This window comes from Dyadobacter sp. HNCC25DJ185 (assembly GCF_056895195.1).
The window spans coordinates 627,507-643,407 of record NZ_JBXHAR010000004.1; the positions used below are offsets into that span (position 1 = coordinate 627,507).

Annotated in this window: 12 protein-coding genes; 6 read left to right on the top strand and 6 right to left on the bottom strand. The window is 45.4% G+C overall.

All coding sequences use genetic code 11. The features are described 5' to 3' along the window. Positions 1-95: 95 nt before the first annotated feature. Positions 96-1,175 carry a hypothetical protein gene (locus tag AC1XUF_RS14515; RefSeq protein WP_483342518.1) on the top strand — a complete coding sequence of 360 codons (1,080 nt, stop codon included), beginning with the start codon at positions 96-98 and terminating at the stop codon, positions 1,173-1,175. A gap of 52 nt (positions 1,176-1,227) precedes the next feature. Here AC1XUF_RS14515 and AC1XUF_RS14520 read toward each other — a convergent pair whose 3' ends face one another. The 3 genes from AC1XUF_RS14520 to AC1XUF_RS14530 all read right to left on the bottom strand — a co-directional run bounded on the left by AC1XUF_RS14520 (position 1,228) and on the right by AC1XUF_RS14530 (position 4,937). After that, on the bottom strand, positions 1,228-1,926 hold the full coding sequence (locus tag AC1XUF_RS14520; protein WP_483342519.1) for a head GIN domain-containing protein: 699 nt from the start codon (positions 1,924-1,926) through the stop codon (positions 1,228-1,230). Positions 1,927-1,992: 66 nt separating this feature from the next. After that, on the bottom strand, positions 1,993-4,533 hold the full coding sequence (locus AC1XUF_RS14525; RefSeq protein WP_483342520.1) for a PspC domain-containing protein: 2,541 nt from the start codon (positions 4,531-4,533) through the stop codon (positions 1,993-1,995). Positions 4,534-4,562: 29 nt separating this feature from the next. Then, a complete protein-coding gene (locus AC1XUF_RS14530; protein WP_483342521.1) occupies positions 4,563-4,937 on the bottom strand; it encodes a PadR family transcriptional regulator in 375 nt (124 codons plus the stop codon). 236 nt (positions 4,938-5,173) lie between these two features. Here AC1XUF_RS14530 and AC1XUF_RS14535 point away from each other — a divergent pair, with 236 nt between their 5' ends. Genes AC1XUF_RS14535 through murA form a run of 4 tightly spaced genes read left to right on the top strand, consistent with a single transcriptional unit; the run spans position 5,174 to position 10,982 of the window. Then, positions 5,174-5,683, top strand: coding sequence for a dihydrofolate reductase (locus AC1XUF_RS14535; RefSeq protein WP_483342522.1), 510 nt, complete (start codon positions 5,174-5,176; stop codon positions 5,681-5,683). Positions 5,684-5,718: 35 nt separating this feature from the next. Then, on the top strand, positions 5,719-8,844 hold the full coding sequence (gene porU2 / locus AC1XUF_RS14540) for a putative type IX secretion system sortase PorU2 (protein WP_483342523.1): 3,126 nt from the start codon (positions 5,719-5,721) through the stop codon (positions 8,842-8,844). 57 nt (positions 8,845-8,901) lie between these two features. Continuing rightward, a complete protein-coding gene (locus AC1XUF_RS14545) occupies positions 8,902-9,633 on the top strand; it encodes a DUF4290 domain-containing protein (protein ID WP_483342524.1) in 732 nt (243 codons plus the stop codon). 41 nt (positions 9,634-9,674) lie between these two features. Then, positions 9,675-10,982, top strand: coding sequence for a UDP-N-acetylglucosamine 1-carboxyvinyltransferase (gene murA / locus AC1XUF_RS14550; RefSeq protein WP_483342525.1), 1,308 nt, complete (start codon positions 9,675-9,677; stop codon positions 10,980-10,982). A 65-nt stretch (positions 10,983-11,047) separates the two neighbouring features. On the opposite strand, the gene AC1XUF_RS14555 is transcribed toward murA, so the two are convergent. Then, positions 11,048-11,899 (bottom strand): 3-keto-disaccharide hydrolase, encoded by an 852-nt coding sequence (locus AC1XUF_RS14555; protein ID WP_483342526.1) that lies wholly within the window; start codon positions 11,897-11,899, stop codon positions 11,048-11,050. Positions 11,900-11,997: 98 nt separating this feature from the next. On the opposite strand from AC1XUF_RS14555, the gene AC1XUF_RS14560 reads away from it, so the two are divergent. Next, positions 11,998-13,320, top strand: coding sequence for a cryptochrome/photolyase family protein (locus tag AC1XUF_RS14560; RefSeq protein WP_483342527.1), 1,323 nt, complete (start codon positions 11,998-12,000; stop codon positions 13,318-13,320). 5 nt (positions 13,321-13,325) lie between these two features. Here the strand turns inward: AC1XUF_RS14560 and AC1XUF_RS14565 are convergent, their stop codons facing one another. Together AC1XUF_RS14565 and porV are read right to left on the bottom strand one after the other, a co-directional pair. After that, positions 13,326-14,606, bottom strand: coding sequence for a M16 family metallopeptidase (locus tag AC1XUF_RS14565; RefSeq protein WP_483342528.1), 1,281 nt, complete (start codon positions 14,604-14,606; stop codon positions 13,326-13,328). A gap of 78 nt (positions 14,607-14,684) precedes the next feature. After that, on the bottom strand, positions 14,685-15,839 hold the full coding sequence (gene porV, locus AC1XUF_RS14570) for a type IX secretion system outer membrane channel protein PorV (RefSeq protein WP_483342529.1): 1,155 nt from the start codon (positions 15,837-15,839) through the stop codon (positions 14,685-14,687). Positions 15,840-15,901 lie beyond the last annotated feature (62 nt).

The window sequence follows — 15,901 nt, forward strand, 5'->3', positions numbered from 1 at the left end:
ACGTTGAATAATCGCAAGTTGTAAAAGAAACTGATTTATCCCAAATTGTAGAAGTTATCCTAAGTTACTAAAACAACCTTTTGAATGATCGATACATGACTCAAATTGTAAGATTGATACCAGCCCGCAAGCCCCTGCATTGGGTTGCGTTCGCCGCTTTGCTCATATTTTCCATTTCCTGCAAAGAGGATGATCATGCGCCTGAGCAAACCTGTCTATTTGCAGGCAAATCTACATCTATTATCAGCGCAAGTTCATCAATAATCTATGGAAATGAAGTCGTTCTGAACGAACAAAATCAATTAGTCTCCGCCAAAAGATCAGACAGTAACGAAGCTTTTTCCACTACCAAAACGCGGCTGTGGAAACGCTCAACCACGGATAACTATACTCCTCAGTACAATTCAGACGGCTTTTTAACACAGATGATTTTTGTTAGGAAAGACATCTATGAGGGTACTGTCGGCAACTCTTATCAATACAACGGCCAGCCATTTTTGAATTTTACAACTGAAACTACCGAAACCTCAGACTACAAATATGAATCCGGCCGCATTGCTTCCATTTCAACCAAAACTGTGACTCGAATTCAAGGAGACAATGCAACGCCCATTGTAACTGAAAGCAGTAAAACCAAAGTATACACATATGACAGTCAGGGCAATCCTGTATCAGCGCTTACAACTACTGGCACATCCAAGATTACCACAACTTTTAAAGGTGGCGTTATTGAAACCGAAATTTTTAAAGATACTGGCGGCTCGATTATTTCGCGAAATGAATACAACGAAAAGGGCCTTCAGACTGCCATTATCTCCAGTAGCTTCCGGTATGATAAGACATTCGACGCCAAGGGTAATTTAACCAGTATTCAATTGACGTTGAATGGGAAATTGAATTACCTTCAGGAATACTCATATGACGATCATAAAAATCCTGAAATTGATATTCCTGTGAAATTTAAAGGTATTCCGGAGAGCATTTTCACAGTGCAGACTACTGGCGGAGTGAATAACTTGACCAACGAAAAATTCACCAGTTATGCAGGAGGAGTCAATTACAACAGCCCTTTTATTTATCAATACAATGCGGCAGGCCTGCCAGAGTCGTGGAGCCCGAAGGATGCAGGAGATGGACAGAGTATGAATACAACATTCAGTTATCAGTGCCGGTAGCAAAAAAGCCCGCAAATACGGGCTTTTTTATGGTAGTAAAAATATCAAAATATCAATCCGCTCTCTTCACAGAACTCGCTCCCGAAGTACTGGTGTGAATGTCTTTCGCACCACCTGCATATCTGACACTGCTCGCGCCGCTCGCTTCTGCATTCACAGTCGCGCTGGCAACCACCGTTGCACTGCTGGCTCCCGATGCGTCGATATTGGCTGTTTTCGCCGAAAAGTCACGGCCTTTGAAAGAAGACGCCCCGCTTACTTCGCCCGTCAGAACATCGCCAGTACCAACCAAAGTCAGGGAAGATGCTCCTGAAAGATCAAAAGTAACTTTGGGAGCATTGGTATTGATGGTTACCGAAGAAGCTCCTGAAACGTCAATCCCGAAACTTTTTGTACCTGGAAAACTGGCGACGTTTGCTTTGCTTGCGCCTGAAAAATCAACACCGGCCAATGCAGGCATTGTGATATTCACAGTCACAGTTTTACGGTTTCTGTTCCAACCATTGTTCTTATAGCCAAGATGCAACGTTCCGCCCTTTACAGATGATTCCAGATCTTCCAGATCTTCCTGGCGCCCCGAAGCAGTGACGCTGAAACCGCTTCCCTGTTTCACTTCTATTTTAAAAGCGCTGCCCATAGAAAGCTTGGTGAAGCCCGACACCGCGAAGTTCCGCGTATCCTGTGCATTTGCACCCAAAGACAATGCCACAAGGATGATGGCTAAAAAAGGGATGGTTATTAACTTTTTCATGATATCGATTAGTTGATTTTCGGGAAAGATGCGGGAAAAATCAAAAAAGTTGCACGTTTCCACATCTTACTGCTGCACATTGATTTTACTTGCTCCACTTGCGTGGCGGTCCAGGTTCGGGATCCGTCCCAAATCCATCTTGGAAACACCTGAAGCCTCTACGTCTGCCGACTGAATGTTCATTTCGGTAGCATCGAGCTTGCAGGCGCCGTGCGCATCGAGGTTTGCTGATTTAGCCGATCCTTTCAGCGTAGTTTTGGAAGCGCCCGAAATCCCAACGCTTAGCTGATCCACGTCCACATTCACTTCGGTTTTGGAAGCACCAGAGACGTCAACAGTTAATTTCGACAGACCTGTGAAGCCTGTAAGCAATGTTTTGTTTGCTCCCGATAATGACAATCGCTCGATCGTCGGCATCGTGATCACCAGCCCGATCCGTTTCCAATCATTATTGAATAGATTGAACTCTTCCGATCTTTTTACCTTCAGCGTCCCATTTTCAACAAAGACCTTGATATCGTCGATCGATTCCTGTTCCTCGGCATCGGCAGCCACATTAAACTCGGTCCCCTGACGTATCACAATTACATATGCGCCGCCAATATCTATTTTATCAAAATTTGTGACTGTGAACTGTTTGATATATTTACCTCTTTCGCCTAGTTCGAGACCGCTGTTATCATCATATTCAAACGAATATCCCGAATCATCGTTTCCATTGTCTTCCTCAGGGTCCTTCAAAAACTTAGCGGGTATATTGAGACAAACTAATCCCGAATCGCGGCGGATCTCCCATTTCAGCGTGTTCCATTGCACGTCGTTATTGTCCAGATGGTACTTAGACATGTTAGGATAAGTACCGTCCCAGTGACTAAGGGAAAAGTAAAAATCCCGCGTCATCACGAATGGTTTGTTGTAGGGAATATTCAGCGCCAGATCAATCCTCTGATCGCGAAATGGCCCGTGGCCTGCCAGCACAGGACCTTCAGTAAACGTGAAAGTCGAATCCTTTATCCTGATATTATATTCAAGCATTTTGGCATTTTTCTCCGCATCCTCCCGGCTGCGGCCCCTGGCAAACAATGTTTTTTCCAGTTTGATACTGTCAGCATGATTATATCCTGCAATACGAATGGAAATATCCACATTCTCTTCGTCGTGTGAATAATCATAGTCGTGATCCAGCGTAAGCGTTCCGGCAGGTATTGCGTAAAAGTCCGTTTGTTCCACTTCTCCGCGTTTTGCGAAATTCCTTTGATAAGAAACCCCGCCTATTGTGGTTCCGATAATGCCGACAATCCACAGTCCCAGCATAGTAAGCCATACGGAACTACCGACAATCCTTTTGTTAGACAACAATGTTAAACCCAACAGCAGGAACGTGACAAGCGGTATAGAAGCAACCAGGATTCCGGAGAGTATCAATATGTCGGGCATCTCCTGAATGATCAGAAAAGGGATCGGCAGGCTGTCGAACTGGGCGGCATTGGTTAAACCCAGTGCGACGCCACCTGCAATAACCAGGGCCAGTAGCGACAATACTGACATAGCTATTAAGATAGCCCCGATCAATATCCTGATAACAGGTCCCAAACCTTTAAGTAACTTCCCCAGTGCACCAATGATCAATGCAATTGCGCGAAAGGGGAATAACAGAACCTTCGTTAACCCATGCTCCTCGCCGCTTTTTTCGTCCAGATTAAGACTTTGCTTGATGTTGGATTCAATATTGGAGAGTGTAATGGGCTCTCCCTGCATTTCCATTTTTTCGGTGAGCGTATGGGCAACCGGGGCGATGATCCACAGCACGATATAGATAATGACGCCCGTTCCAAAAAGCAGTATAGAAAGTACCCAAAGAAACCGCACCACGCCCAGGTCAACCCCAAAATACGAGGCCACACCAGCCGCCACGCCACCTACCACTTTACGGTCGGGGTCGCGGTAAAATTTCTTAATCTTCGCATCTTCTTCCAATGTAACGGACCCGGGAAATGCTACCCACATGGCGATGTAAACCAATACCATAAACCCGGAAAACGGCCCGAATTCATCCTGCATATTCAAGTCCAGTATGCCAGAGCCGGCTGGTAAACCCACCACTGCAAACAGGAACGCAAGTCGCACCCAGATCGGGTCTACAGTGAAATAATGTGCCAAACCCGCTGCCACACCACCCAATAATTTGCGACGAAGGTCCCGGTAAAGTTTTTTTGGCGCACCAGGCTTAACCGGTTCTGTTTTCGGTTCGCCGAATGTCGAACTTGTTTCCTCTTTGGCCGCATAAGTTTTTGCTGTTGTGGTTTCCAATGGATCGGCCAGGATGTCCTCTGCTTGCTCAATGGCTTCAAAATCGGCTACTGTACCCATGGCCGCGATCAGTTCGTCCACATCGGAGAGTGAAATAACCTGCTTATTTTCTGCCTTTTGTTTATTGAAAAACCGCTCTGCTATCCTTCCTTCAATATCCGACACAATTTCCTTGCTGTCTGCAAATGACGAGAAGTACTTTTGGATGGAGGAAAGGTACCCCTTAAGCTTCTCATACCCGTCTTCCTCAATGTGAAAGATGATACCACCTATATTTATGCTGATTGTCTTTTTCATGATTGAAATAATCGAATGTCTCTAAATGATCAGTTAGGGTCCGGAAGATTAGTTGCAGCTGTTTTGCTCAATTCCTCTGTACGGTGTATCACCGTTTGTACAGACTCCGCCAGCTCAAACCATGTTGCCTGCATCGCGTCCAGGAATATTTTCCCCTCATCCGTCAAAACATAATATTTCCTTGGAGGTCCTGAAGAAGACTCCACCCATTTATAGTCCAGCCAGCCTGAATTTTTTAATCTTGTAAGAAGAGGGTATAACGTCCCTTCCACCACCATAATGTGAGCGGACGTTAATTCATCCAGCATATCGGAAGCGTATACTTCGCCTCTGGATATGATATGCAGAATGCAGAATTCCAGGATTCCCTTCCGCATCTGCACTTGGGCATTTTCAATATTCATGTGGTTTCATGTGTTAATTAAATGAATAAGTTCATGGCTAATAGATAGAATTTCATTCCTAACAGTACAAAGGTATACACAGGTACTTTGCGATGCAAGGTACCATGTTAAAAAGATCCAGCGGTTATGAGGAATGGTCATTTTACAGGTTAATCGGTAAAAATAACCCGGTGATCTGCAAGAACTTTATTTAAACTGCGTTTCTTGCTAAGTTTTGGATTTTAAACAGTTGTATTTTGGCATCAATACCACAGCTTTATATCATTGCCGCGATGAGCGAGAACCATGTGATCGGCTCTGGAGATCATCTTCCATGGCACTTGCCCGACGAATGGAAACATTTCAGAAATGTAACCAACGGCAAGCCTTTTCTGATGGGCAGAAAAAGCTTCGAGGCACCGGATGCCTTGCATTCGTCTTACCGGAACGTCGTCGTGACCTCACACTTGCCCGACACGAAAGAACCCCTTACCGAATACGCAGAAGATATTTCTGCAGCACTCTCGTTACTTTCTGAAGAAAGTGTAGTATTTGTATTGGGCGGCGCATCGATTTTCAGCCAGATGCTCCCGCTCGTTCAGAGGCTTTACTTAACAATTGTTCACGCACAAGTTACAGGGGACGCCTACTTTCCTGCTATTGACCAAGACGATTGGGAATTGGTCAGTTCTGAGTACCATGGGACCGATGACGCACATGTATATGCGTTTTCAATGAACTTATACGTCAGAAAACAACAGGATTAAGCGAAAACCTGACCTTGTGGTTTATTTGCCAATCAATGGTCAGGACATTTACACACGCTTTTATTGTTTGCCTTCTTTTGACTTCCGGCCCGTTGTCTGGCCAAAGAATGGACGGGAATGAATGGATCAATCCCGCTCAGACCTATCTTAAAATACCCGTTACTCAAACAGGGTTTTACCAAATTACCGGGAGGGAGCTTGAATTACTGGAAATTCCGGTAGCGGATATAAGCCCAAACTCCTTCCAAATGTTTCGCCGTGGAAAGGAGATTCCTATCGAATTAAAACCCCAGTCGGATCAGATCCTTGGCCGGGAGGGTTATATTGGCTTTTACGGTGAGAAAAACGACGGCACATCCGATTCCTTGCTGTATGTTTCCTCAGACGCAATGCCCCACCGTTATTATAGTCTGTACTCTGACACCGCCGCTTATTTTTTGACATGGCGGACAGATCGCGGCACGGGAAAGCGACTGGTTCGATCCGATGCAAAAGAAGATGACACCCTTCATTACCATTTCGAAGAATCTCTGAAGCTGTTTAATTCCCATTACTTACCTGGCCGTTTTTACCCGGCGGGAAGCAATTTTGAAAATGGGTCAGTTCTCAGCGACTATGACTTCGGTGAAGGTTGGACCGGACCGGAGATACCTGAAAATCAATCCTTTGAAATCACATTTACCCCTGAGCATCCGGTGCATGCATTATTCAAAAAAGCAGAAATTGAGCTTTTGCTAGCTGGCTGGACAGCGGGAAACCACTCATTTGAATTATGGGTTGGTCCGAAAGACAGTTTGAAACGAAAACTTCTAACCGCTGACTTCCGGGATTATCAAACTAAAAAAATCCAGGCATTTTTAAGAGAAAGCGATATGGGTTCAGGCGGAGTATTCACGTTTACATTAGTACCCGTCGACAAAGGCGGGCATATATCGGTTTCTTATGGGTTGTTCAGGTATCCTCAGGACAATGCTGTCGTATCACCCAAAAAAACATTGCATGCCGAAAACATGCGTCTTATCGATTTCAGGGAAATTAATCCAATTAACTTCGATTATCTTATTATTTCTCATCCGCTGATGCATCTGCCAATTAGCGGCATCGACGCGGTGAAGGCGTATGCTGAATATCGTTCTTCGGCATTGGGTGGCAGCTACAAACCATTAGTACTCCAGATACAAGAGATCTTTGATCAGTTCAACTATGGGGACCCCGGTCCGCAGGGCATCCGGAACCTGATTTCGTGGCTTCATCGTTCCGGAAAATTGAAATTTGTGTTCTTAATCGGCAAGTCCGTTGACCCTCAAAAGGCGCGAAAACAAGCCGATGCAAGGGAAATGGATATGATACCTAATGCCGGATGGCCGGGATCCGATATTGCGTTGACCGTGAATCCCCGGGATTCCTCACAAACTCCGATTGTGCCGATCGGGCGGCTCAGTGCACTGACTTCCCAACATGTTTACGATTATCTGCTCAAAGTGAAGGCAATGGAATCCGAACCTGCTTCCGCACCGTGGCGTAAACATATCCTGCATTTGAGTGGAGGACGGTCCCGTGACGAGTTAGCGCTCTTTAAAGATTATATGGAGTCTTTCGGCCAAAAAATCGCGGGTTCCGCTTTGGGGGTTTCAATTCAAACCATATCAAAAGAAACCGACGATCCCGTGGAACAGGTTTTAGCCGACATCCCCATCAATGAAGGGGTTTCGCTCGTGACACTATTTGGCCATTCCAGCCTGGATGTGACGGATATAGACATGGGTTATGCCAGCGATCCAAAAAGAATGTACAACAACCATCCGCGTTACCCAGCTGTTATCGTGAATGGCTGTGCTTCGGGAAGTGTATTTTATTCCGATAAAACGCTTAGCGGCGATTGGGTATTCGCTCCTAAGAGTGGTGCTGTGCTCTTTTTGGCACATACCTTCAATGGGGTATCAACTTCGCTGAAACGCTACACCGATATTTTTTACGAAGTCATTTCCGATAGTTCATTCACAAGTCGGCCCTTTGGCAGCATTCAGCTGGAGGCTATCAAACGAAATATGCTGCGCGGTCCCAACATTTATGATCGCATGACGATGCAACAAATGAACCTGCATGGCGACCCGGCGATCCGGATTTTCCCTGCTAGACTTCCCGACTATCTGATCGATTCAACATCAATTGGTTTTTTTGACAAATCCGGAAAAGCCTTGACCCCAGCCAGCGACAGCATGCTGGTCAGGCTAAACCTGCTCAATAATGGCAGGTTTCGGAGAGAAAATTATCATTTCCGCATCAGGAGAATGCTGGATTCGGCCATTTTGGATCAACTTGATTCCATCTTAGCTGCGCCGACTATTGGAGATACCCTGGTTTTTGTTTTTCCAAATCAGCCGAAAGCGGATGACAGGGAAATCTGGAAATTTACGGTTGATCCGGATAACAAGCTGCCCGAGGAAAATGAGACGAACAACGAAGTATCCATACACATGTCCGATGCCCCAAACTCGCTGTTTGTCCCGGACTATGTCCCGCCTGTTTTACTGGTAACTTTGGATGGCAGGCAACTGGTCAACAATGACTTAGCTTCTGCCTGGCCTGTCATTGAAATTGATTTATTTGACGAAAACATGCTAGCAGGTGACACTTCTTCAATCATCATCTGGCTGAGGCAGCAGTGTCCCGGCTGTCACGAACGGAGAATTTACCTGAACAAAGCAGCCATTAAAAATCTGTCTTCCGGGCATGTAGTGATGTCTCTGGGTCTGCCTGCAAAACTTGAAAACGGTTCTTATCTGCTTAGTGTCCATGCCCGGGATTTGTCTGGAAACCATGCACCGGTATATCAAATTACTTTCAGGGTGAATGATCAAAATTTAATTACCCGTGCGGGCATTTCGCCTAACCCATCGGACAGCCGCTTTAAACTAACCATGCAACTGGACGGAGCGTTTCCTGTAGACCACGTGGGATTTTCCTTGTTTGATATTTCCGGCCGGGAAGTCTTCCGGGATACTTTCGAACTGCATCCGGGGCTGAATGAACGGACATGGAACCCAGGCACGTTACCTTCAGGAAGCTATTTGTACCGGATTTCGTTGCCGGCAAACGCCCCGCCCCTTGCTTCTGAGGTCGAAAAGGCTCTACAGGGAACATTAATATGGGTTCGGTGAAGATTTTCTTTCGGCAAAAACTTCTTATTTTTGTCAATTATATAAAATACATTCCCCTTGAAAGAATACGGTAGTAACGTACAAAAACTTGCTGAGCACATCGTAAAGATGGAGGACAAGGCAAAACGCAACCTCTACGCGCACATTCTGGTTGAGCTCATGCGGCAGATACATCCCAACATGAGGGATAATCAGGATTATACTAATAAACTGTGGGACGACCTGTACATTATTTCCGGATTTCAATTGGACGTGGACAGCCCATTCCCGCCCCCATCCAAAGAAGCACTGGGCAAAAAACCGCTTAAAGTAGGTTATAACCAGCAAAACCTGATGTACCGTCACTATGGCCGGAATATCGACTTGCTATTAGAAAAGGCCGTTCAAACTGAAAATAAGGAAGACAGGCTGGCGTTTGTTTCTTACATTTTCCGACTGATGCGCTCTTTCTTTAATGCCTGGAACAAGGATAATCCAGAGGACAGTGTACTACTGGGTCAGTTGGAACAATTGAGCAAAGGCGCATTAAAAGAAGAAATTGACTATATCCGTCAAAACGGCCCTGTGGATGCGGCACCTAAAGACCGTAACAACAACAGTAGCCAGGAACGCAGCCGTGGTAATCACGTTGGAGGAGGCGGCTTTAAGGCGCAATCCAGCCACAATGTTGAACGGCAGGGAAACAACAACCAGGGCAATCCTAACCGTAACAGGCCCAATAACAAATTCTCGGGCCGGAACAACAACGGCAATAACCGCAATAACCGTAAAAAACCTGGAGGAATGTAGTCCCGGTTTGTCCAGTCCAGTCAATTGCCCAAAACCCATATATGGCTTCATTTAAAATCACCGGGGACAAACGTCTCAAGGGAGAAATCGTACCACAAGGCGCTAAAAACGAAGCGTTACAAATTATCTGTGCGGTGCTTCTTACCAGAGAGCCTGTTACCATTCATAACATTCCGAATATCCGTGACGTCAATCAGCTGATCAATCTTTTGGGAGACCTGGGTGTACGCCGCACACGCTTAAGCGATACTTCAATCCGGTTCGAAGCCAGCGAAATCAATCTGGATTACCTGGAATCAGATTCTTTCAGGCAAAAGGCCGCCGCACTTCGCGGCTCTGTGATGTTGCTTGGGCCCATGCTGGCCCGTTTTCGAAAAGGCAGGATACCTCGTCCAGGCGGCGATAAAATTGGCCGGAGGAGACTTGACACCCATTTTCTCGGATTTGAGAAACTGGGAGCTACATTCAGTTATGATGAAGAAGACGGAGGTTTTTACAGAGTTGATGCAGCTAATCTGAAAGGCACCTACATGCTTTTGGATGAAGCTTCGGTTACCGGAACCGCTAATGTGTTAATGGCCGCCGTGATGGCCGAAGGAACTACTACCATTTACAATGCCGCCTGCGAACCATACCTCCAGCAATTATGCAAGATGCTGAACAGAATGGGCGCTAAAATTTCCGGAATCGCTTCCAATCTTCTGGTCGTAGAAGGGGTAAGCGAATTGCGGGGCACCGATCACACCATGCTTCCTGATATGATCGAGATCGGCAGTTTCATCGGTCTGGCCGCCATGACCCAATCCGAAATCACCATCAAAGATTGCCAGATACCCCAATTGGGTATTATTCCAGATGTTTTTCAAAGACTTGGCATCAAAATGGAATTTCGCGGGGATGATATTTTCATTCCCGCACAAGAACATTACCGGATCGAAAACTACCTCGACGGGTCCACGCTCTCCGTCGCTGATGCACCCTGGCCGGGTTTTACTCCTGATTTGCTCAGTATCATATTGGTAACCGCAACCCAGGCGCAGGGAACTGTTCTGGTACACCAGAAAATGTTCGAGAGCAGGTTATTTTTCGTTGATAAACTCATTGAAATGGGGGCGCAAATCATCCTTTGCGATCCGCATCGCGCTACCGTTATTGGACATAACCGCGAAACGCAACTTCGCGGTATCCGCATGACCTCACCTGATATCCGCGCGGGTGTTGCATTACTCATCGCAGCCATGTCGGCTCGTGGCGTGAGTATTATTGATAACATAGAACAGATCGACCGCGGCTATCAAAATATCGATACGCGTTTGAATGCCATCGGTGCGGAGATTGTTAGATTGTAGTTTTTAAAAATGGAGAGGGGGCGAAACGCAAATGCATTTCGCCCCCTCTCCATTTTTAAGCCCGGCTACTTCTTATAAACACACAAGCTATTATCTGCCTTCACAAAGTATGATTTATAGTTCGTCGCTTTGGTGTCCATGCAGCCTTTCAAATCGAGCAGTTCCACCTTTCTGAATTCCACAGGATGGCTTTCGCTTTGCAATGAAATGGAGCCGTGGTCAAGCAGCTTGCCTGCAATCATCATTGAAGGATCATTTCCACTCACATTTCCTCCGCCAAGCTGTGGTTGATTGTATTCCAAAACCATTTCTCCGTTCACGTAATGTTGAATCAGCGAGTCCCCGAGTACCAATACCTCGGCTTTCACCCATTGGTCCCCGTTATAAGTTTTGGATTTGGAGTTGATACAATGCTGGGTGATTAATTTCCCGTCCATTACCACATTGGTTCCAGGTGTGCAAAGGTTACAGGTCGTGCGCACTTTATCGTTCCCGCCTAACAATTGCACTTCAATGGAAGCTGGGAAATCCTGGTCTTTTCCCATTGTCGCGGCGGGCTGTCCATGGACCATGATTCCGCTGTTACGCCACGCCCAGCCCTCGCCTTTGGGGGCCTGCTCACCTACAAAGCGGTATTCCACAGAAATGCGGTAATATGAAAAGTCTCCTTTGTAAAAAATATGACCATATTTTTGCTTGAAATCATCGTATTTATCGTAACGGACCACCATCTTTCCATCTTCAACCCTGAACGTATTATTATAGTTATCATTCAGGTCATACCCCCGGATTTTGATATCCCATCCATCCAGGTTCTTTCCGTTAAAAAGCTGTTTCCATTCTTGCTTATCTGCATTTTTTTGTCCCATCACCGCCATGCAAACCAGGCTGAACAGGAGTACCAATTGTAATTTCATGGATTAAGGCTTCGTTTAATTTGTAAAATGTGGTCGGATTTTGGTGATTTACATCATCCAAATCAATATCAAAGTAAATATACGAACGCGCCTCATTCATGAGCTTAAAAACCAAAGAGAAAATCGCCATATTCTGGTTTAGACGGGATTTGAGATTGCACGATAATGCAGGATTATACTATGCATTACGTTCGGGCTATCCCGTTGTACCGCTTTTTATTTTTGATCGCAATATTCTGGAAGATCTCCAAAACAAAAAAGACGACAGAGTAACCTTCATTTTTAATACTATTGAAAATATCCGGAAGGAATTGAAGAAACTAAAGTCCGATATAATGGTGGAATATGGTTTCCCCGAAAAAATCTGGAAAAAGCTGAGTGACGAATACACAATAGCAGAAGTTTATACCAATACCGATTACGAGCCTTACGCCACCGAACGGGAGAAGAAGATTTATCGGATCGTCAAAGAGAAGGGTACTGTTTTCAAAAGTGTCAAAGACCAGGTCATTTTTGAGAAAAAGGAAATACTGACTGTTCAGGAGAGGCCTTATACCGTTTTTACACCATATAGCAGGGCCTGGAAAGAGAAACTCAACGACTTTTATTTATCATCTTACCCCACCCAGAAATATTTCAGAAATCTTTTAAAATGGGAAGGGCCGACAATTCCCTCATTGACAGAAATGGGTTTTGAACGTTCGGATTACGATTTCCCACCTGATACGGTGCAAACCGATATCCTGAAAAATTATCAAGACGAAAGGGATTTTCCTGCGCTTGAGGCTACCAGCCGGATAGGCGTTCATTTAAGATTTGGCACAACCAGCATCCGCGAACTTGCAAGGAAAGCAAAAGAGAACAGCGAGGTTTTTCTGAATGAGCTGATCTGGCGGGATTTTTACCAGCAGATTCTTTGGAACTTTCCTGAAGTTGGTCAAGGGAAAGCTTTTCGCAGCGCTTATGATAACATAAAATGGCGCTATGATAAGGATGATTTCAAAAAATGGTGTGAAGGCAAAACAGGTTATCCTCTGGTTGACGCCGGAATGCGGCAACTCAATGCCATTGGCTTTATGCATAACCGTGTAAGAATGGTCACGGCAAGCTTCTTATCTAAGCATTTGTTGATTGACTGGCGTTGGGGAGAAGCCTATTTCGCCGAAAAACTGCTGGATTACGATCTCGCCGCTAACAACGGCGGCTGGCAATGGGCGGCTGGCTCAGGCACGGACGCTGCGCCCTACTTCCGTATTTTTAACCCTATTGCCCAAGCAGAGCGATTCGATCCTCAACAGGAATATATTAAAAAGTGGGTCCCGGAATTGGGCACAAACGAATATCCAGAACCTATGATCGATCATAAAATGGCACGGGAACGATGCCTGAATGCTTACAAACAAGGATTGGATAAGGGCTGAAAGACTTACTTACCACCTGCGATCACTGTGGCCATGTCTTCTGGTTTCAGATACATATTGGCCATTGCCATGACATCCATACTTTTAACAGCGTGGATGTTATCGATGTAATGGTCATAAAAACCACCCGGAAGGCCGTCCAGTAAAAGTACTTTCTGACGGTCGGCGACCTCGAATGCCGTATTAAGTGACCCGGCAAACTCACCAGCCATGAAGTTTTTAACTGTTTTCAGCTCCTCTTCGCCAACAGGTTCGGTTTGGAGTTTATAAATTTCCTTTTTGATTTCGTCAATTGTCTGTTGGGTAAATTCCTTCTTCACATCCGTCCCGATCATAAAATAACCTTCGTTGCGAAGTGTCACGAGGTGTGAGGAAATCCCATAGGTAAGTCCTTTTTCCTCCCGGATATTTTTCATCAGCCTCGATCCGAAATATCCGCCCAGAATTTCATTGGTTACCAGCATTCTGAAATAATCAGGATGGTGTCGGTTGAACAGGATGCGACCCATACGAATGGAGGATTGTACAGCTTCGGGTTTTTCTACAACCGCTTCGGTGTTCTGATAAGCGGCAACAGGAATAAATGTTGCTTTGACCGAACCCGCGGTAAACTGATTTTTTCCAAGCGCGTCATTCACACTTTGAATATCCTGTTCTCCAACCTGCCCTGCCAGCACAATGGTGAACTTTCCGTTTTTTATAAATTGGTTATAATGATTCAGAATGGCCTCAATAGACAAATTGGAAATGTTTGCTTCATCCTGGCTTTGCCCGTATGGATGTTCGAGGCCAAACAGTTTAGCCCTGAATTCGGTAGTAGCCAGATACGCATTTTTCTCTCTGTTGACTTTCAGATTCTGGATGGTGATATTCCTCAGTTCCTCCAATTCCTTTTCAGGAAAAGTAGCACTCTGAATCAACTGACCTACCAGGGATAAAACTTCCGGTAAGAATCGGGAGAGGCAATAAACGACGATTCCTATACGATCCGAAGTATGCGTCATTTCAGTGAATGCACCCAGTCTGTCAAATGCCTCGCTTATTTCTTGTGAGGACATTTCCGCCGTTCCTTCGGACAACATTTTGATCGCAAAATAGGATGCCCCAATACGTTCTTCATACCAGCTTCCGGCTTCAAAAATACATTCAAGCCGGATAACAGGCTGCTCGCCGATATTAATAACGTGCAAGGCAATACCGTTATCGAGTTGGTAAGATTTAGGCTCAGGTAAATTGACAGAATGGATAACCTTGAAATCAGGTGCTATGGTACGGTCCAGTGACATGCGAAGTGCTAAGTATAAAAAAACGAATGACGTTGCAATAACGCCATTCGCTCCGAAAAAATAAATTTCTTGATTCAGTTAGTTTTCAGTATCACTAACATCCAGTTTTTCAGCTTTGTTTAAGCTCAGCGAAAGCGTGATCCGGAGTGTCTGGGCGATAGGGCTTCCCTGTGTTACCGGGAAGAGATAAGCGAAATCAACGGAATATTTATCCATAAACCTTGCTCCTGCACCGGCTGTAAAGAACCTGCGGTCGCCTTTGTTTTTGTTTTCACCATAGTAACCTGTTCTTAATGCGAAAATATTGTTATACCAGTATTCGAGACCGGCCGCAATAGCTACTTCCTGCATTTCCTCTTTAAATCCGTCGGGTGCGTCAGAGAACGATCCGAATACGCCTTTGAGATAGGGTTTCTGGTTAATATTGGTAACACCGTCTGGCGTTGGTACCATGAGCTTGTTGGCGTCAATAATGAAGTTAAAACGATTTCTGCCGTCTCCTGTAAACGATAAGCCAGCGCCTAGTTTCAGGTTGGTTGGTATAAAATTTTCGGTATCTGTTCCGGACCCGTAATTGATCTTACCTCCCAGATTTGAAAGTACAGCTCCGAGGGACCAAGTAAATTCGCCACCAGTCTCTTCGTTTTTGATCTGTTTGCGATAATAAGCACTGATGTCACCTGCGGCAACGCGTGCAGGGCTCAGCGAAACACCATTGATCACCGCAGTTCCTGCAAGATTGGACGAGATATATTTCAAAGTTAGCCCCATCGAAAAATTCCTTCCCAACTGGCGCGAGTAAGTTCCGTTTAATGCCAGCTCCCTCGAATTAAAATACCCCATCTGAGTTCCTACCGCATCCCGTAAGTCCAGCTCTCCGTTATTGAAGTAATTTGCCGAAAAAGCGACCGCCTGCTTATCCCCCAATTTTTTGTATGCAGTTAAATATCCCAGCCACATATCGTCCACCAGATTTCGCAGCCAGGGTGTGTAAGAGGCTGAAACACCAAAATCTCGGGTATTGTAAGGAAGCTTTGCAGCATTCCAATAGGTTGAGTTAGCATCCGGGCTTAATGCGACACCTGCTTCTCCCATCCCTGCACTGCGTGCATCAGGCGCAAACGTTAAAAAAGAAAGTGGTGAGGCTGGAATTCTGGGTGGTGTGCTCTGGGCCAAAAGTGTGCCTGAAGATAAGATAAATAGTGAGGATAATGTACCAAAAAAAAGTCTCATAGAAATTGGATTTGCGATAGGAAGTGCTTTGAATCAGCTTCTTTAAAGGGTCAAAAATACGA

Bases quoted from the DNA above. Each gene is read 5' to 3' on its own strand.
- AC1XUF_RS14515 (WP_483342518.1), top strand. From the start codon at position 96: ATGACTCAAATTGTAAGATTGATACCAGCCCGCAAGCCCCTGCATTGG.
- AC1XUF_RS14520 (WP_483342519.1), bottom strand. From the start codon at position 1,926: ATGAAAAAGTTAATAACCATCCCTTTTTTAGCCATCATCCTTGTGGCA.
- AC1XUF_RS14525 (WP_483342520.1), bottom strand. From the start codon at position 4,533: ATGAAAAAGACAATCAGCATAAATATAGGTGGTATCATCTTTCACATT.
- AC1XUF_RS14530 (WP_483342521.1), bottom strand. From the start codon at position 4,937: ATGAATATTGAAAATGCCCAAGTGCAGATGCGGAAGGGAATCCTGGAA.
- porU2 (WP_483342523.1), top strand. From the start codon at position 5,719: ATGGTCAGGACATTTACACACGCTTTTATTGTTTGCCTTCTTTTGACT.
- murA (WP_483342525.1), top strand. From the start codon at position 9,675: ATGGCTTCATTTAAAATCACCGGGGACAAACGTCTCAAGGGAGAAATC.
- AC1XUF_RS14555 (WP_483342526.1), bottom strand. From the start codon at position 11,899: ATGAAATTACAATTGGTACTCCTGTTCAGCCTGGTTTGCATGGCGGTG.
- AC1XUF_RS14560 (WP_483342527.1), top strand. From the start codon at position 11,998: ATGAGCTTAAAAACCAAAGAGAAAATCGCCATATTCTGGTTTAGACGG.
- AC1XUF_RS14565 (WP_483342528.1), bottom strand. From the start codon at position 14,606: ATGTCACTGGACCGTACCATAGCACCTGATTTCAAGGTTATCCATTCT.
- porV (WP_483342529.1), bottom strand. From the start codon at position 15,839: ATGAGACTTTTTTTTGGTACATTATCCTCACTATTTATCTTATCTTCA.